Raw genomic sequence first — 16,159 nt, 5'->3', positions numbered from 1 at the left:
ATTGGTGTTACCAGGGCGTGACCGACCGGTCAAACACGGATGAAGCCTTGACGCCGAGCCGCAAAAGACTGACGCGGCCCGTACGGTCCCCTCACCTGCGGGGACCGTACGGGCCGCGTCATCTCGGCCAGTACTCGTCAGTAGTCTCTTGTGCGCCGATTCACACAGCTGCCTCGCGACCGGAGGATCAGACCGCCTGCGAGGCGACGTACGACCCGCGCTTCTCGATCGCCATCTGGTAGAGGCGCCCCGCGCGGTACGAGGAGCGGACCAGCGGGCCGGACATGACGCCGGAGAAGCCGATCTCCTCGGCCTCCTCCTTCAGCTCCACGAACTCCTGCGGCTTGGCCCAGCGCTCCACGGGGTGGTGGCGCGGCGTCGGGCGCAGGTACTGCGTGATCGTGATCAGCTCGCAGCCCGCGTCGTGCAGCGCGTGCAGCGCCTCGCTGATCTCCTCACGCTCCTCGCCCATGCCGAGGATGAGGTTCGACTTGGTGACCAGACCGGCCTCGCGGGCGCGGGTGATGACCTCGAGCGAGCGCTCGAAACGGAAGCCGGGGCGGATCCGCTTGAAGATGCGCGGCACCGTCTCCACGTTGTGCCCGAGGACCTCGGGGCGCGAGGAGAAGACCTCGGCCAGCTGGTCGGGGTCCGCGTTGAAGTCGGGGATGAGCAGCTCGACCTTGGTCTTGCCCTCGGCGCGCTCCGCCGTCATCGCGTGGATCTGGCGCACGGTCTCCGCGTACAGCCAGGCGCCGCCGTCCTCCAGGTCGTCGCGGGCGACGCCGGTGATCGTGGCGTAGTTCAGGTCCATCGTGACGACGGACTCGCCCACGCGGCGGGGCTCGTCGCGGTCGAGGGCCTGCGGCTTGCCCGTGTCGATCTGGCAGAAGTCACAGCGCCGGGTGCACTGGTCACCGCCGATGAGGAAGGTGGCCTCGCGGTCTTCCCAGCACTCGTAGATGTTGGGACAGCCCGCCTCCTGGCAGACCGTGTGCAGGCCCTCGCTCTTCACGAGGTTCTGCATCTTCGTGTACTCGGGGCCCATTTTCGCCCGGGTCTTGATCCACTCGGGCTTGCGCTCGATGGGGGTCTGGGCGTTCCGGACCTCCAGGCGCAGCATCTTGCGTCCGTCGGGTGCGACTGCGGACACATCGGCTCCCTGTAGCTTCGATTCTTCGGCGCACACCAGGGTACGCCCGTGATGTCGTTGGGCTTGCCTCCGGCCAACCTCTGGCCGACGGGGTGCATTCCCCGGAGCCCGCTTTGCCTAGGCGGTCGCCTTCTCGGCTTCCGGGCGCTCAACCGTCTTCCCGGCCGGTTTTTCCACTTCCCGCGGCCTGAGTTCCGCGTTCTCCAGGATGTCCCGGAGGTGCTTCTCGGCGACGGGCAGGACGTCGGCGATCGTGACCTCGCGGCCCAGTTCGTACGAGAGTGACGTCACGCCCGCGTCGCGGATGCCGCACGGGATGATCTTGTCGAACCAGGTGTTGTCCGGGTTCACGTTCAGCGCGAAGCCGTGCATCGTCACGCCCTTGGCGACGCGGATGCCGATGGCCGCGATCTTGCGGTCCTCGCGGCGCTGGCCCGCGTTGGACGGGGCGTACTCCGGGCCGTTGAACCGGGCGTCGAACTCGTCGTCCTGCGTCCGCGGATCGAGGTCCAGGGTCAGCCCGCCGAGGGCCGGACGCTCCTCTGTTGCTTGACGTGGGTCGCCGAGGACCCATACGCCGCTGCGGCCCTCGACGCGAGACGTCTCCAGGCCGAACTCCGCACACGTACGGATAAGTGCCTCTTCCAGACGGCGCACATGTGCTACGACGTCCACCGGGCGCGGCAGCTTCTGGATGGGATAGCCCACGAGCTGCCCAGGACCGTGCCAGGTGATCTTGCCGCCGCGGTCCACGTCGACGACGGGGGTGCCGTCCAGCGGGCGCTCGCTGTCCGCGGTGCGACGGCCCGCGGTGTAGACCGGCAGGTGCTCGAGCAGCAGACACGTGTCCGGCAGCTCGTCGGCGAAGCGGGCGGCGTGCACGCGGCGCTGCTCGTCCCAGGCCTCCTGGTACTCGACCGAATCCGGGCCGAAGCCAAGACGGACGAACTGAAACTCACTCACGGCAAGTGCCTCCCTAGAACCTGCACCAGAACCTGCACCGTGCATATATCGCGCCCCCAGCCACTGTACGGGCAGCGGATTCTCGTCAGTCGTCCGGTCAATCCTCACACGATCGGATGAATGCGGGTCGAAGGTCGCGATGAGGGCGGTGGGGGCCGCTACATTCACGCCGTTCACAGAGCCATAAGGGCTGCTCAACGCAACGCCCGAAAGGCAGGAGACCGCACAGCTGATGACGGAACGACCTCCGCAGCGCACGCCCAACCGCCAGCTAGCCGCGCTCATCTCAGAAGCCGGCTTCTCCAATGCGGGGCTCGCGCGCCGCGTCGATCAGCTGGGCCTCGAGCACGGTCTGGATCTGCGGTACGACAAGACATCGGTGACCCGCTGGCTGCGCGGGCAGCAGCCGCGCGGCACCACCCCCGCCCTCATCGCCGAGGTCTTCACCCGGCGGTTAGGCCGCCGCCTCTCCGCGCAGGACCTCGGGCTCGACGCATGCGCGCCGGTGTACGCCGGGCTCGAGTTCGCGGCGAGCCCCGAAGAGGCGATCGACATCGTCGGCGGGCTCTGGCGCAAGGACTCCGGGAGCCATGCCGAACTGCGGAAGATCGCGTTCACCCCGGCGGGCCTCGTCGTCCCGAGCAGAGACTGGCTGATCGGCCGCGCCGACGACCGGGTGAGCCGCGGCGACTACGCGTCGAGCGGCGCCCGCGTACCCACACAGGGCAGGCCCGCCATACCGCGTCAGCGCAAGGAGCCCGAGCGTGGCGTCGGGGCGAGGGTGACCAGCGGCGACATCTCCGCCCTGCGTTCCGTCGGCGAACTCTTCCGGGCGCTCGACCACGCGTACGGCGGCGGGCACGCCCGGCAGGCGCTCGTGCGCTATCTGGAGCACGAGGCGGAGCCGATGCTGCGGGGCTCGTACGGCGAGCAGGCCGGGCGGCGGCTCTTCGCTGCCGCCGCCGACCTCACCCGGCTCGCGGGCTGGACCTCGTACGACATCGCGGCGCACGGCCTCGCCCAGCGCTACTACGTCCAGGCGCTGCGGCTCTCGCAGGCGGCGGGCGACCGCGCGTACGGCTCGTACGTCCTGGTCACGATGAGCCGCCAGGCCGTCTACCTCGGGCACGGCAGAGAGGCCGTGCAGCTGGCGCGGGTGGCACAACAGGGCGTCGGGTCATCGGCGCCGCCCGTCGTACAGGCACTGCTGCACTCGGTCGAGGCGCGCGGGCACGGTGTGCTCGGCGAGGTGCGGGCGTGCACGGCGTCGATGGTGCGGGCCGAGCGTGCCCTGGAGACGGCGCGGCCGGGCGACGAAGTCCCCTACTGGGCGCGGTTCTTCGACGAGGCGCAGCTGGCGGACGAGTTCGGGCACTGTCACCGGGACCTCCAGCAGTACCGCGTGGCTGCCCAGCATGCGGAGCGCTCGCTCCAGCTGCGCGCCCCCGGATACGCCCGCAGCCGCCTGTTCTGCCGCGTGGTGCTCGCCTCGTCGCGCCTGGGCCTCGGCGAGTTGGAGCAGGCCTGCCAGCTGGGCGCCGAGGCGGCGCAGGCCGCGGGTGAGATGCGGTCGGTGCGTGCGGTCGAGTACGTACGCGACTTCGAGCGGCGGCTCGAGCCGTACCGCGACGCGGCGGCGGTGCGGGGTTACAGGGACCGAGTCGCCGCGCTGGGGTGATGCCAGAGGGCGCTGTGTAAGGGGCGGAGCTGCGCAGCCCCGCCCCTTACGCGGCTCAGTACACCGCTCAGTAGGTGGCCCGGTACGTGGCTCAGTCCAGGCGCGCGACCTCCTCGGGAGACAACGCCTCGTCCCACGTGGTGAGTTCGTCGAGGTCGCCCCGCAGGCTCGCCTTCTCCGTGCCGATGGAACGCAGGGGCAGGGGGATCGACGCCTCGATGGACCCGACCCGCTTCCCGTCGGCGTACAGAGTGGTGTGGCCCGGCGACGTCACCCACGTGAGCCGCGTCCAGCGGTCGAGCGGCAGCGTGTGGTCGAAGCTGTGGTCGGCCGTGCCGTACCGCGTGAAGCCGACCTTCCCGGTGCCGTGCTGCATCAGCTTCAGGGCGCCCGCCTTGGAACTGAGAAGCACCTGGTCCCCGGTCCTGGCCGTCGGGCGGACCTGCACCGACACGGTCCACGGCTCGGCGACGTCGAGGCCGCCGAAGCCGACGCCGTCCCGGTCGGAGTCGAAGCGCCAGGCCTGGCCGCTCACGCCCTCCACCGGTGTGGGGTTGTTGATGATGTACGAGGTGCCGGGCAGGCCGCCCGCGACATCCTCGGCGAAGATCGTGTTGCCGGGACTTCCCGCGTAGGTCCAGCCCTTGGGGTATTTGGCGTCGTCGAACGTCCAGTGGTGGCTCGGGCGTCCTTCCACCCGTGGCGGCACCGGCGCGGGCGTCGTGCCCGGCGGGTCGCCGATGCGGGCGGCACGGGCCCGGAAGTCGGCGAGCGTGTCCGGCGTCGCGGACTTGTTCCAGGCGCGGTCGGCGAGGATCGCGCGGGCGCCCGCCATGTGCTGCTCGAAGTAGCCGTCGTCGGCCCAGAAGTTGTAGTCGGCCCAGTTGGTGACGCCGGAGCCGAGCATGTCGGGGTCGGTGTTCGGCGCCCAGCTGTCGTACATCCAGGGCTCGTCCGGATACAGGTGGTGGTAGTTGTTCGGGGTGTCGTAGAACGGGCCGATGGCGATCTCGTCGTGCCCGGGGATCTCCGGCTCGGCGCCCGTGCCCTCCCAGGTGAGGAAGACGACGGGGGCGTGGACCTTCTGCTGGGGCGCGGTGAGGTGCTCGGAGCCGTTGTATACGGCCGTGCGCTTGCCGTGCGAAGTGACCACGTCGTCAAGGGTGTTGATGTAGCGGTTGAGGAGGTCGCCGAGCGTGGACACGTCGGGCGCGCTCGCCAGGTGGTTCTTCACGCGCGGGCACTGTGCGAGCTGTCCGGGGACCTCCTCCGCGCCGATCGAGAACAGCGGCGCGTCGAACCAGCCCGCGAACTCGTCGACGATCTCCTTCGACTTCGCGATCGCCTTGTCGCTGGTCATGTCGATGATCCAGTCGGGCGTGAGGTGCGAGTGCGTGTGCGCGCCCGTGCACGCGCCGGCGCCCGAGCCGAAGCCGATGCCGAAGGCCTCACTGATCACGGTGGCGTGGCCGGGGAGTTCGAGGCCGGGCATCAACTGGACGTGGTGGCGGGCCGCGAAGGCCTTCAGGTGCTCGATGTCGGCGCGGCTGTAGCTGTGGTCGGGGTCCGCGAGGCCCGGGAACTTGGGGCTGTAGAGGCGGAAGCCCTCGGACTCGGAGAGGTGCAGGAAGAGGGTGTTGAGCTTCTGGTCGCCCATCCTGCGGATCAGGTTCTCCAGGTAGGGGATCTTCCAGTACTTGCGGCCCGCGTCGAGGTGGACCATGCGGATCGCCTGTGCGGGGCGGTCGGTGGAGCGGGCGCGGGGGACCGCGCGGTGGTCGTCGGCCGTGGAGCGCAGGAGCTGGAGGAGGGTGCGGGTGCCGTAGTAGAGGCCGTGGGTGGATGCGGCTTCGATACGGATGGGGCCCGCGCTGTCGAAGCCGTAGCCCTCGGCTCCGAGGCTCCCCTTGGCGGTGAGGCCGAGCGTGATGTCGCCGGCTGCGGGGCGGCCCGTGTCGGGGGCGATCCGGGGCGTGATGCCGGTGATCTGCTTGATCTCCGCACGGAGCTGGGTGGCGAGCTTGCGTACGGACTGGTGTGCGGGGCCAGGGAATTCGCCGCGGCCCGAGGGGAGCGCGGTGGTGGAGCCGGCGCGTGGGTCGATCAGGATGCGGGTGCGCTCGGTGAGTGTCGTGCGGCCGTCGAGGGTGGTCCAGTCGGTGGGGCGGGGGACGACGGAGGGGACTTCCGTCTCTGTCGCGGCCGCGGCATCTGGGGCGGCTCTGGCTGGGGTGCTGGCGGTGGCTGTGACTGTCGGCAAAGACAGACCTCCTATGACTAGGCCGAGGATGAGCGATATCACCGGCGTGGTGCGACGCACGTGAGGCCTCCCGCAGCTTGGCGATCCGGTGGGACCGTAGCTGCGGGCTGCCTGTGTGGCAAGGGGAGTTGCAGGGGTGTGTGAGGTTTGGTGGGCCGCATGAAGAGGGCCGGTAATGGTGACGCAGAGGTCGGATGGGTCGGGGGCCCTGGGACGGCTCAGGCCGCCATCGGCAGTTGACCCGTCCCGTACACCGGGTCCACGCCGAAGTCCGCGAGCGCGGCCCGCGCGGCGCGGTGGCCCGAGTGCAGCGCTCCCTGCACCGTGCTGGTGTCCCGGTGGTCCCCGCACACGTAGAGCCCGGAGAGCAGCCGTACCGGGCGGCGCAGATCGTGCGGGGGCGGCATCGCGGGCACCGCGTCGCGGGTGTGGTGGACGGCGAGGGATTCCCAGCGGGCGGTCGACGTGCCGTAGAGCTCGGAGAGATGGGCGAGGACGGCGCGCTCGTCCGGCGGCGGGCCGAGGACCGTCGACGAGATGAGTGCCCGGCCCGCGGGCGCGCGCGACGGGTCGACGCGGCTGACCACGGCCGTGTGCGCGACCGGCCCCGAGCGGTCGGCGTCGAGCAGCAGGGCGGGCTCGGCGAGCGGCGGCTCGGGGGCCGCGTGGTGCAGCACCGTCACCTGGTGGAAGGCGGGCACGCGCAGGCCGGGCAGCAGTTCCGCGGCGGCGCGGGCGTCGGTGGCCAACAGGACGGCGCGGCAGCTCACTTCGCCGTGGTCCGCGGTCGTGACGGAGGTCGTGGAGACGGCCGTCACGCGTACGCCGGTGTGCACCGTCCCCGGCGGCAGGGCGCCCGCGAGGAGCTCGGGCAGCACCTCGGCACCGCCCTCCGGCAGGCACAGACGGCCGCTCGCGAAGGAGTGCAGGGCGAGGTCGGCGCACCGGCTCGACGTCGTCAGGTCCGGGTCGCACAGGAGCGCCGAGAGGAGCGGGCGCAGGAAGCCGTTGACGGTGCGCGCGGGCAGGCCGCGGTCGAAGAGCGCCTGTGCCGCGGGGAGTTCGGGGCGGGAGAGCAGGCGCTCCGGGGGTGTCGCCGCGATCCTGGCGAGTGCCGCGCCCAGGCGTGCCTGGTCCAGCGCGCCGCCGAGCGGGGTGGCGCGAGGTGCTGCTCGTACTGCGCGTGAGCCCCGGGGGGCGCTTGCGAGGGCGCGCGCTGCGGTGAGTGCGCCCATTGCGCGCCGGGGGCTCCTGGGCTCGACGGCGCGGTGGTGCCGGCCGTCGCTGTGCACCAGGACACTGGGTACGAAGGGCCGCAGGACGAGTGCGTCGAGACCCGGCGTGTGGCGCAGCTCGGGATAGGACGTGGTGAGCAGCTGCCCGATCCGGTCGAGCCGGAACCCGTCGACCTTCTCCGTGGACATGCGCCCGCCGACGTAAGGGGCGGCCTCCAGGACTACGGTCGTTACACCGGCACTGGTCAGCTGGTGGGCGGCCGACAGTCCCGCGACCCCCGCTCCCACGATGACGACATCCGCATGGTGCGCAGGCTCTAGCACGTGCCCCTCCCCGAGGTTGCGCGGCTGCTGGGGACGTCATGCCCTCAACAGGGCTCCGGAATCACCGAGTTCCGCACGAGGGTAGGAGCCGAAAGGTTCAGCGGCAGTCGCGCATCGACCGAGCACGGTCGCACGCCGGTCGCACGGCGAGCGCAGACGCGAAGAAGTCGATCGGAGGGTCCGTCACCGCTCGTCTTCTTCACGTCCGCGCTCGACGCCGCCCGTCACCGCTGGATCGTCTACCGGAGCGCCGCGCGGATCGTCTCCTCGATGCCCGGGAACGCGAACGAGAACCCCGACTCCAGGAGCCGCGTCGGCAGGACCCGCTGACTGCCGAGCACGTCACCGGCCATCTCGCCGAGCACGACGCGCAGCGCGGGCTTCGGTGCCGTGAAGAGCGTGGGCCGGTGCAGGACTCGCCCCATCGCGGCCGTCACCTCACGGTTGGTGAGCGGATCGGGCGCCGTCAGATTGACGGGCCCCGACAGCGTCTCCGTGTCGAGCAGATGCCGCAACGCGGCCACCTCGTCGTGCAGCGAGATGTAGCTCCAGTACTGCCGTCCGTCGCCGAGGCGCCCCCCGAGCCCCGCCTTGAACAGCGGGAACATCCGCCCCCAGGCCCCGCCCTCGCGCGCCACCACCAGGCCGTTGCGTGCGTGGACCGTTCGGATGCCCGCTTCGTGCGCCGCAGCCGCCGCGCCCTCCCACTCCACGCACAGGGAGGGCAGGAAGCCCTCTCCGGCGGGGGCGCTCTCGTCCACCGCGCGTTGACCGGTGTCTCCGTAGTAGCCGATCGCGCTCGCGCACAGGAACACGCGGGGCGGCTCGTCCAGCGCGGCAGCGGCCTCGGCGAGCGCCGATGTGCCGAGCACCCTGCTGTCGCGGATCTCCCGCTTGTAGGCGGCGGTCCAGCGGTGGTCGCCGATCCCGGCCCCCGCCAGATTGACGAGCGCGTCGCAGCCCGCGAGCCCCGCCGTGTCGACGTACCTCGTCTTGGGGTCCCACCGCACCTCGTACTTCGTACGAGGTGCCCGGCGCACGAGACGCACCACCTCGTGACCGTCGTCGGTGAGGGCGCGCGTCAGCGCCGTTCCGATGAGGCCGGACGCACCGGCCACGGCGATACGGGACCGCCGCGCTGAGAGGGCTGACTGCTCGGACTCGGTGGACTCCATGACGCCCATCCTGCCCCGGAAACCCGCCGAGAGGCGCGCGTCGTCCGTCGTACAGTGACGCCCATGCCGGACACGCACATACGTACAGCTCTGCCCGAAGACGAAGAGACCCTCGGACGCCTCGACCGCGTCACCTGGTCCACGCTGCACGCGGTACAACCGGCCCCGCAGCCCCCGTACCCGCCGTTCTTCAGCGAACGCTTCGGCCCCCGCGACCACTTGGTCGCCGAGCGGCACGGCGTGGTGGTCGGCTACCTGCGGCTCGGCTTCCCCACCTCCCTCATCGCCAACGCCCACGTCCGCCAGATCCTGGGTTTCGCCGTCGCGGACGAGGCGCGCGGCAGGGGAGTGGGGCGCCGCCTTGTCAGGGCCGCGGTGGACGAGGCGCGGCGCCAGGGCGCGCGGCGCGTCACGCTGCGGGTGCTCGGTCACAACACTCCGGCCCGGACGCTCTACGCCTCCGAGGGCTTCGTGGTCGAGGGGGTGCTGCCGGGTGAGTTCTTCCTCGACGGCGTGTACGTGGACGACGTACTGATGGGGCGCGTGCTCTGACCTCCCGGGCACCCGGGGGTCTGCCGTGACCGTCTCCCGGCCGTCGGCACCCGACGGACCGGCCCGGCGTGCGGCGGGCACGCGCGCGTAGGAGCGTGGGGAGGTCGACGGGAAGGAGCGAACCGATGTTCAGGGTCGCTGCTGCCAGTCGGCGGGACCGGGACGAGCCGGGGTGGCTGCGCGGCGCGCCGCCGCCCCCCTGGGTGCGCTGGCCGCCGCCCGTGCTCCTGGTGGTGATCTGCGTCATCCAGCTGTCCACCCCGGAGTCGGTCGACCTCAGCTTCCTGCTCGCCGCCGTGCCGCCGCTCGCCGCGCTGTCGTACGCCGCGTCAGCGACGGCCCTCTTCGGCGGCACCGTGGTGCTGCTGCTCTACCTGCCGGGCTTCGGGCTCGGCCGCCCCGGGGACAGCGATGTGCTGACGGTCGCCTTCGTGGCGGTGCTGAGCATCGTGTTCGCCTGGGTACGCAGCCGGCGCGACGCCCAGCTCGTCACCGTCCGTACCGTCGCGGAGGCCGCCCAGTTCGCCGTTCTGCCGCCGCTGCCGGAGCGTGTGGGCCCGGTGCGCTGCGCGGGCCTGTACCGCGCCGCACAGGGCGGGACGCTGGTCGGCGGCGACCTCTTCGACGTACGCAAGGGCCCCTGTGGCGTACGGGCGCTCGTCGGCGACGTGCAGGGGCACGGGCTCGCGGCCGTCGGCACGGTCGCCGCGCTGCTCGGCGCCTTCCGGGAGGCGGTGCTCGATCAGCCCGACCTGGAGGGGGTGGCCGCCCGTCTCGACCGGCGGCTGGTGGTCGACTCCGAACAGGCCGAGCACGCCGAACTCTTCGCGACCGCCGTCCTCCTGGAGTTCCGGGGCGAAGTCCCCGAGCTGCGGATCGTCTCCTGCGGCCATCCGCCACCGCTGCTGCTGCGCGGCGGCGCCGTGGAGGAGCTCGCCGTGCCGCCGGGCGCTCCGCTCGGCCTGGGGATCGCCGGTGTCGCCCCGCCCGAAGAGGTCGTCGTGGGCCTGAAGCCCGGCGACCGGCTGCTCGTGGTGACCGACGGGGTGACCGAGGCGCGGGACGCGTCCGGCACCTTCTACCCGCTGGCCGAGCGTCTTTCGGTGCTCTCCGCCGACGTGCTCGACGACCCGGCGGCGCTGACGTCCGCGGTCTGGAGGGACCTGGTGCGGTTCTCCGGAGGGGTGGGGGACGACGTGGCGTTGCTGGCGTTCTCGCTGGACCTGGCCGGTGCCCGCCCTTCTCGCCCTCCGGATCTGGAGCCCGGACCGGGGATGTGAGCTGCGGCTGGCGACGGAGACGAAGACGGAGACGGAGACGGATAGGGCTACGGATACGGATACGAACGTGTAAGACGTAGCTGTGCGGGGGCTCAGGCGTCGCCGCGCCCGGCGTCCAGGAGCCGCAGCCCGCCCGTCAGTTCCCGCAGACAGCGGACCGCGAGGACGGCGGGGGAGCCGGGGCCCTCGGCGGGCGCGTCCGTGGCGGCCCAGGTCTCCAGGGCCAGGCGGATGGCGTCCGTGGCGGCCGCTGCGGCCAGGCGTACGCCCAGTTCGTCGGCGTCGTCCCCGGCCAGGCGGGCGAGCACGGGCACGAGCTGTTCCTCGGACTCCTGGTTCACGCGGTACCAGACGGCGCGCAGCGCCGGGTCGTCCTGCGCGGCGCGCAGCAGGCCGCGGGTCCACTCCAGAGCCTCGGCCGCGCGGTCGTCGGCCGCGGTCAGCGCGTCCGCGATGGACTGCTCCAGGGCAGTCGGCACCCCGGTGGCCGGGTCCAGGCCCGCCAGGTGGGCACGCCACTCGGCGGCGCCCCCGGCGAGGAGCGGCGCGACCGCGTCCTGCTTGTTGCGGAAGTACCGGTAGAAGGTGCGCAGCGCCACTCCCGCCCGGCCCGCGATCTCCTCGGCGGTGGTGCCGTCCGGGCCGCGCTCGGCGAAGAGTTCGGCTGCGGCGCGGGCGATGTCGAGCTGCGTGGCCGCTTTGCGGCGCTCGGTCAGCGATGGCTGCGGTGGCGGCGGCTGAGATGACGGCGACGACGGCGATGGCTGCGGCGGGTGGGTGCTCACGTCCGCAGCCTACGCGCGATTCTCACCCTGATACATGAATTGCCGGTGTGGCAAAACGTGCCAGGCAGGCGTACATTGAAATCAGATCGGGAAGGCCGGGTCCATGGGCGGATCCGGGAGCCCGGAGTTGATCGGAGGCATTTCATGAACCGCTACGCAGGCCGTCGTGCACTCATCACCGGCGGTGGCTCGGGCATCGGACAGGCCACCGTCCTCCGGATCCTGGACGAGGGCGGCAGGGTCGTGGCCGCCGACGTCAGCGAGGCGGGCCTGAAGGACACCGCGGAGAAGGCGGGCGCGGCGGCCGAGCGCCTCACCACCCTCGTGGTCGACGTCTCGGACGAGACCTCGGTGCGCGAGGGCGTCGCTTCCGCCGTCACCGCGCTCGGCGGCCTGGACGTCCTGGTGAACGCGGCGGGCGTGCTCCGCTCCTCGCACACGCACGAGACCAGCCTGGATTCCTTCAACCGCGTGATCCAGGTCAACCTGGTCGGCACGTTCCTGATGATCCGCGAGGCGATCCCGGCGCTGCTGGACGGCGACGCCGCCGCCGTCATCAACTTCAGCTCCACTTCCGCGACGTTCGCCCACCCGTACATGGCGGCGTACGCGGCGAGCAAGGGCGGCATCCAGTCCATGACGCACGCGCTGGCCAGTGAGTACGGCAAGCAGGGCGTTCGCTTCAACTCCGTGCAGCCCGGCTCCATATCCAGCGGCATGACCGACGGCAGCGGTGCCAGCAAGCAGAGCATGGGCCCCGGCCTCCCCGAGGACGCCGACATGAGCCTGTTCATGAAGCTGGCCCCGGCCATCGGCCAGGGCTTCGCGGGACCGGAGTCGGTGGCCTCCGTGGTCGCACTGCTCGGCTCGGAGGACGGCAAGTTCATCACCGGCACCGAGGTTCGGGTCGACGGCGGCACCCACTTCTGACCGGCCAGGACACTGTCCGTGGTTCACCCGACCGGCGGAGCGCGGATCGCGGGTGGCGCGAGCGGGGCGGAGAGTCGGACCATGCGTGTCTCCCGTGGGCTGTCCGCGGCGCGCCTGCCGTCGGCGGTGCGTGTGGCGGTGTGTTGCGTGCCCGGTGCCGCGGCCGTACTGCTCCTGCTGCTGTGCGCGCTGTTCGTGGGGCCCGGGGCGTCGGCGGAGCCGGGGCGGACGGGCGGCGGCCCGGTGGCGTTCGCCGGGCTCGGCGAGCGGGCAGGCGTGACCGGGCAGTACTCGGAAATGCCGGCGGCCGCCGCGCCGGTGCGGCGGATGGTGGGGCATCCGGCGGCGCAGCCTCCCATCGTGCCGCGAGCCGGGTGGCTGGCCGATGCGGTGCCGGAGCCCAAGGCGCGGTACGCGGACCGGGTCCAGGTGGTGTTCGTGCACCACACGGACTCTCCGAACAGCTACGACTGCGCCGACGTCCCGCACATCATCCGCTATCTGTACGCAGGCCAGGCCGAGGGCAGGCAGTGGGACGACATCGGCTACAACTTCCTCGTCGACCGGTGCGGCACCGTCTACGAAGGGCGTGCGGGCGGCATAGAGCGGGCGGTGGTCGGTGCGCACACGCAGGGCTTCAACCGGGGGTCGGTGGGGATAGCGGCGATCGGGACGTTCACGGCGGGGGTTCCGGTCCCCCGGGCGATGACCGACGCGTTGGCGGCGCTGGCCGCGTGGAAGCTCGGGCTCGCGGACGTGGACCCGCGCTCCACGGTGCGTCTGGTCTCCTCGAACAGCCTCAGCAAGTACGCGGAGGGGACGAGCGGTCGGTTCAGCGCGGTGTCCGGGCACAAAGACGGCCACTACACGATCTGCCCTGGAGCGGCTCTGACGGCCAGGCTCCCCGAGATCAGGGAGAAGGCGGCGCGGCTGCAGAGCCGGTAGCTGCTGGGCTGTAGTTGCCGAGCCGGTGGCTGCTGGGCCCGAGCCGGTGGCTGCTGAGTCGGGGGCCGCCGAGCCGGCCGGTCCGGGGGGCTCAGTCGTCCGCCCGCAGCCGTCCGCCCTCAGTCGACCGCGCGCTCAGTCGTCCGCCGCAGCCGTCCGCCCTCAGTCGACCGCGCCGAAGCGTTCCCACAGCTTGGGGTAGCGCTCGGCCATCGCCGTCTCGTTCTCGAAGTCGAGCGGTGTCCCCTGCGGTTCCTGAGGGGCGGGGGCGATGCCGAGGTCGGGGGTGACGACGCCGGTGAGCTGCTCGTAGGCCTCGTCCGCCGCGTAGCCCAGCTCCTCACCGTCGCCGTCGATGTCCTCGTCGAAGTCGTCCAGGAGATCCGCGAGCGAGTCCGGGTCGTGCAGGGCTCCCTCGAAGACCTCACGCCCCTGGCCGATCAGCCAGCAGCGGAAGTAGTCGAAGGCGTCGTCGCTGGCGCCGCCGAGGAGGACCCACGAAGCTCCCCAGAGATCCCAGCGGTACGCACGGTTGTAGCGGGCCTCGAAATGACGGGCGAAGTCGAGCACCATGTCCGGCTCGAGCTCCAGCAGCTTCTCGGCGAGCAGGTCGGCATGGTCCTCGGGGTCGCCCTCGGCGGCCACGCGGGTGCGGTCCACGATCTCCCAGAACTCCGTCTCGTCCATCACGGGACAAGCATCGGTCCTGAGGGGTGGGTACGCACGTGGAGTGCGGCGGATGCGACTGTCTCGTTATGCGTGCACATGCCCATGGAAAACCCGACAGCAGGTGTCGGCATTGGGTGGCAGCCTCGAAGACATGGACAACACTCAGCCACTGACCGGAAAGATCGCCCTCGTCGCCGGTGCCACCCGCGGCGCGGGCCGGGCCATGGCCGTGGAGCTCGGCCGCGCCGGTGCCACCGTGTACGCGACGGGACGCACGACCCGCGCGCACACCAGCGAGGTCGGCCGCACCACGGAGACCATCGAGGAGACCGCGGAGCTGATCACCGCCGCGGGCCAGGAGGCGGGAGGGACGGGCACCGGTATCGCCGTACCCACCGATCATCTGGAGCCGGAGCAGGTCGAGGCGCTCGTCGGGCGGATCGACCGCGAGCAGGGTCGTCTGGACATCCTGGTCAACGACATCTGGGGTGGGGACGTCCACGTCGAGTGGGACAAGAAGATGTGGGAGCACGACCTCGACAAGGGGCTGCGCCTGATGCGCCTCGGCATCGAGACCCACATCGTCACCAGCCGGTACGCGCTGCCGCTGCTCGTCAAGAACCCCGGCGGCCTGGTCGTCGAGGTCACGGACGGGACCGAGGAGTACAACGGCCCCAACTACCGCAAGCCCTTCTACTACGACCTCGCCAAGTCGGCCCCGCTGCGGATGGCGTTCGGCCTCGCCGAGGAGCTCAAGGAGTACGGCTGCACGGCCCTCTGCCTGACCCCAGGCTGGCTCCGCTCCGAAGCCATGCTCGACACCTACTTCAAGGTGTCCGAGGAGAACTGGCTCGACGGCAGCGAGCAGAACCCGCACTTCGCGATCTCGGAGACCCCGACGTACGTCGGCCGGGCCTTGGTCGCGCTCGCCGCCGACCCCGACGTGGCCCGCCACAACGGCAAGTCCCTCTCCAGCGGCGGCCTCGCCCAGGAGTACGGCTTCACGGACGTCGACGGTTCGGCACCGGACGCCTGGCGCTACATGGTGGAGGTGGACCAGGAGAGCAAGACCGCGGACGTCACCGGCTACCGCTAGCCGTCGGGCTCGCACGGCATCCCCGCCCGCGGCACCCCGCTCGGCGGCATCATGGGGGCATGCGCGCTGCACGCCTCATCAAGATGGTGCTTCTGCTCCAGGCCCGTCCCTCCATGACGGCCGCCGAGCTCGCGGGCGAGCTCGAAGTCTCCGAGCGGACCATCACGCGGGACGCCCAGGCGCTCTCGGAGGCGGGCGTCCCGGTGTACGCGGACCGGGGGCGGACCGGCGGCTACCGCCTCATCGGCGGCTACCGCACCCGGCTCACCGGGCTCGGACGCAGCGAGGCCGAGGCCCTGTTCCTGTCCGGAGTACCGGGCGCGCTGCGCGAGATGGGCCTGGAGGACGCCTCCTCCGCGGCCCGCCTCAAGGTGTCGGCGGCGCTGATGCCCTCCCTGCGGGACGCGTCGCAGAACGCCTCGCAGCGGTTCCACCTGGACGCGCCGGGGTGGTTCAAGGAGACACCCGCGCCCGAACTGCTGCCCCCGCTGGCGGACGCGGTGTGGGACGACCGCCGCGTCACGGCCAGCTACCGGCGCCAGGACGCCGAGGTGGAAAGGGAGTTGGAGCCCTACGGCCTCGTGCTCAAGGCCGGGGTCTGGTACCTGTGCGCGCGGGTGCCGGACACAGGTTCGTTCCGGGTGTACCGCATCGACCGGTTCACCGCGATCGCCGCGGGCCAGGAGCGCTTCGTACGCGACGAGGAGTTCGATCTGCCGGGCTTCTGGGAGGAACGGGCCGAGCAGTTCGCGCGGGCGATCCTGCGCTCCGAGGTCGTGCTGCGCCTCTCCGAGGCGGGCGTACGACAGCTTCCGTACGCCACGGATTCCGCGTCCACGCAGGAAGCACTGGAGGCCGCGAGCACCCCGGACGAGGAGGGCTGGGTGACGCTGACCCTCCCCGTGGAGAACGAGGCGGTGGCATACACGCAGCTCCTGTCCCTGGGCCCGGAGGTGGAGGTCTTGGAGCCGACGGCGCTGAGGGAGCGTTTCGCGAGGGCGGCGCACCAGATGGCCAATCGCTACCGGTAATCGGGTGGGTGGGCGGGAAAGAATCCGCCGCGAAGCGGCGGCTCGGAAGCCCGCCCGCACACGGGAACGGGCCCCTGCCGCAA

Annotated in this window: 14 protein-coding genes; 7 read left to right on the top strand and 7 right to left on the bottom strand. The window is 71.6% G+C overall.

The window, feature by feature from the left end; translation table 11 throughout:
- Positions 1–187 precede the first annotated feature (187 nt).
- Both AC5P1C_RS06160 and lipB read right to left on the bottom strand, forming a co-directional pair.
- A complete protein-coding gene (locus tag AC5P1C_RS06160; protein ID WP_493864630.1) occupies positions 188–1,153 on the bottom strand; it encodes a lipoyl synthase in 966 nt (321 codons plus the stop codon).
- Between the two features lie 117 nt (positions 1,154–1,270).
- A complete protein-coding gene (gene lipB / locus AC5P1C_RS06155; protein WP_493864629.1) occupies positions 1,271–2,116 on the bottom strand; it encodes a lipoyl(octanoyl) transferase LipB in 846 nt (281 codons plus the stop codon).
- A gap of 232 nt (positions 2,117–2,348) precedes the next feature.
- On the opposite strand from lipB, the gene AC5P1C_RS06150 reads away from it, so the two are divergent.
- On the top strand, positions 2,349–3,794 hold the full coding sequence (locus AC5P1C_RS06150) for an NsdA family TPR-like regulatory protein (protein WP_493864628.1): 1,446 nt from the start codon (positions 2,349–2,351) through the stop codon (positions 3,792–3,794).
- A 91-nt stretch (positions 3,795–3,885) separates the two neighbouring features.
- Here the strand turns inward: AC5P1C_RS06150 and AC5P1C_RS06145 are convergent, their stop codons facing one another.
- The 3 genes from AC5P1C_RS06145 to AC5P1C_RS06135 all read right to left on the bottom strand — a co-directional run bounded on the left by AC5P1C_RS06145 (position 3,886) and on the right by AC5P1C_RS06135 (position 8,788).
- On the bottom strand, positions 3,886–6,054 hold the full coding sequence (locus tag AC5P1C_RS06145) for a family 20 glycosylhydrolase (RefSeq protein ID WP_493864627.1): 2,169 nt from the start codon (positions 6,052–6,054) through the stop codon (positions 3,886–3,888).
- Between the two features lie 218 nt (positions 6,055–6,272).
- Positions 6,273–7,613 carry an NAD(P)/FAD-dependent oxidoreductase gene (locus tag AC5P1C_RS06140; protein ID WP_493864626.1) on the bottom strand — a complete coding sequence of 447 codons (1,341 nt, stop codon included), beginning with the start codon at positions 7,611–7,613 and terminating at the stop codon, positions 6,273–6,275.
- Positions 7,614–7,852: 239 nt separating this feature from the next.
- On the bottom strand, positions 7,853–8,788 hold the full coding sequence (locus AC5P1C_RS06135) for a TIGR01777 family oxidoreductase (protein WP_493864625.1): 936 nt from the start codon (positions 8,786–8,788) through the stop codon (positions 7,853–7,855).
- 63 nt (positions 8,789–8,851) lie between these two features.
- On the opposite strand from AC5P1C_RS06135, the gene AC5P1C_RS06130 reads away from it, so the two are divergent.
- Together AC5P1C_RS06130 and AC5P1C_RS06125 are read left to right on the top strand one after the other, a co-directional pair.
- Complete coding sequence (locus AC5P1C_RS06130; protein WP_493864624.1) at positions 8,852–9,340, top strand: GNAT family N-acetyltransferase; 489 nt, start codon at positions 8,852–8,854, stop codon at positions 9,338–9,340.
- A 125-nt stretch (positions 9,341–9,465) separates the two neighbouring features.
- Positions 9,466–10,620 carry a PP2C family protein-serine/threonine phosphatase gene (locus tag AC5P1C_RS06125; protein WP_493864623.1) on the top strand — a complete coding sequence of 385 codons (1,155 nt, stop codon included), beginning with the start codon at positions 9,466–9,468 and terminating at the stop codon, positions 10,618–10,620.
- Positions 10,621–10,712: 92 nt separating this feature from the next.
- Here AC5P1C_RS06125 and AC5P1C_RS06120 read toward each other — a convergent pair whose 3' ends face one another.
- The gene (locus AC5P1C_RS06120) at positions 10,713–11,405 is read right to left on the bottom strand and encodes a TetR family transcriptional regulator (RefSeq protein WP_493864622.1); all 693 of its coding nucleotides are present in this window, start codon (positions 11,403–11,405) and stop codon (positions 10,713–10,715) included.
- 144 nt (positions 11,406–11,549) lie between these two features.
- Here AC5P1C_RS06120 and AC5P1C_RS06115 point away from each other — a divergent pair, with 144 nt between their 5' ends.
- Both AC5P1C_RS06115 and AC5P1C_RS06110 read left to right on the top strand, forming a co-directional pair.
- A complete protein-coding gene (locus AC5P1C_RS06115; protein WP_493864621.1) occupies positions 11,550–12,335 on the top strand; it encodes an SDR family NAD(P)-dependent oxidoreductase in 786 nt (261 codons plus the stop codon).
- A gap of 81 nt (positions 12,336–12,416) precedes the next feature.
- A complete protein-coding gene (locus AC5P1C_RS06110) occupies positions 12,417–13,280 on the top strand; it encodes a peptidoglycan recognition protein family protein (protein WP_493864620.1) in 864 nt (287 codons plus the stop codon).
- A 162-nt stretch (positions 13,281–13,442) separates the two neighbouring features.
- Here the strand turns inward: AC5P1C_RS06110 and AC5P1C_RS06105 are convergent, their stop codons facing one another.
- The gene (locus AC5P1C_RS06105; RefSeq protein ID WP_493864958.1) at positions 13,443–13,967 is read right to left on the bottom strand and encodes a DUF4240 domain-containing protein; all 525 of its coding nucleotides are present in this window, start codon (positions 13,965–13,967) and stop codon (positions 13,443–13,445) included.
- 133 nt (positions 13,968–14,100) lie between these two features.
- Between AC5P1C_RS06105 and AC5P1C_RS06100 the strand changes: the two genes are divergently transcribed.
- Together AC5P1C_RS06100 and AC5P1C_RS06095 are read left to right on the top strand one after the other, a co-directional pair.
- A complete protein-coding gene (locus AC5P1C_RS06100; RefSeq protein WP_493864619.1) occupies positions 14,101–15,045 on the top strand; it encodes an SDR family oxidoreductase in 945 nt (314 codons plus the stop codon).
- Between the two features lie 59 nt (positions 15,046–15,104).
- Positions 15,105–16,076, top strand: a complete 972-nt coding sequence (locus AC5P1C_RS06095) for a helix-turn-helix transcriptional regulator (RefSeq protein WP_493864618.1) — start codon at positions 15,105–15,107, stop codon at positions 16,074–16,076.
- Positions 16,077–16,159 lie beyond the last annotated feature (83 nt).

The sequence above is a fragment of the Streptomyces sp. A18 genome (assembly GCF_059026065.1).
Note: the sequence above shows the minus strand (reverse complement) of the source record. Positions and strands in the feature narration are given on the sequence as shown.

Coding starts and splice junctions, on each gene's coding strand:
- AC5P1C_RS06130 (WP_493864624.1), top strand. CDS start 8,852: ATGCCGGACACGCACATACGTACAGCTCTGCCCGAAGACGAAGAGACC.
- AC5P1C_RS06115 (WP_493864621.1), top strand. CDS start 11,550: ATGAACCGCTACGCAGGCCGTCGTGCACTCATCACCGGCGGTGGCTCG.
- AC5P1C_RS06150 (WP_493864628.1), top strand. CDS start 2,349: ATGACGGAACGACCTCCGCAGCGCACGCCCAACCGCCAGCTAGCCGCG.
- AC5P1C_RS06100 (WP_493864619.1), top strand. CDS start 14,101: ATGGACAACACTCAGCCACTGACCGGAAAGATCGCCCTCGTCGCCGGT.
- AC5P1C_RS06105 (WP_493864958.1), bottom strand. CDS start 13,967: ATGGACGAGACGGAGTTCTGGGAGATCGTGGACCGCACCCGCGTGGCC.
- AC5P1C_RS06135 (WP_493864625.1), bottom strand. CDS start 8,788: ATGGAGTCCACCGAGTCCGAGCAGTCAGCCCTCTCAGCGCGGCGGTCC.
- AC5P1C_RS06095 (WP_493864618.1), top strand. CDS start 15,105: ATGCGCGCTGCACGCCTCATCAAGATGGTGCTTCTGCTCCAGGCCCGT.
- AC5P1C_RS06110 (WP_493864620.1), top strand. CDS start 12,417: ATGCGTGTCTCCCGTGGGCTGTCCGCGGCGCGCCTGCCGTCGGCGGTG.
- AC5P1C_RS06125 (WP_493864623.1), top strand. CDS start 9,466: ATGTTCAGGGTCGCTGCTGCCAGTCGGCGGGACCGGGACGAGCCGGGG.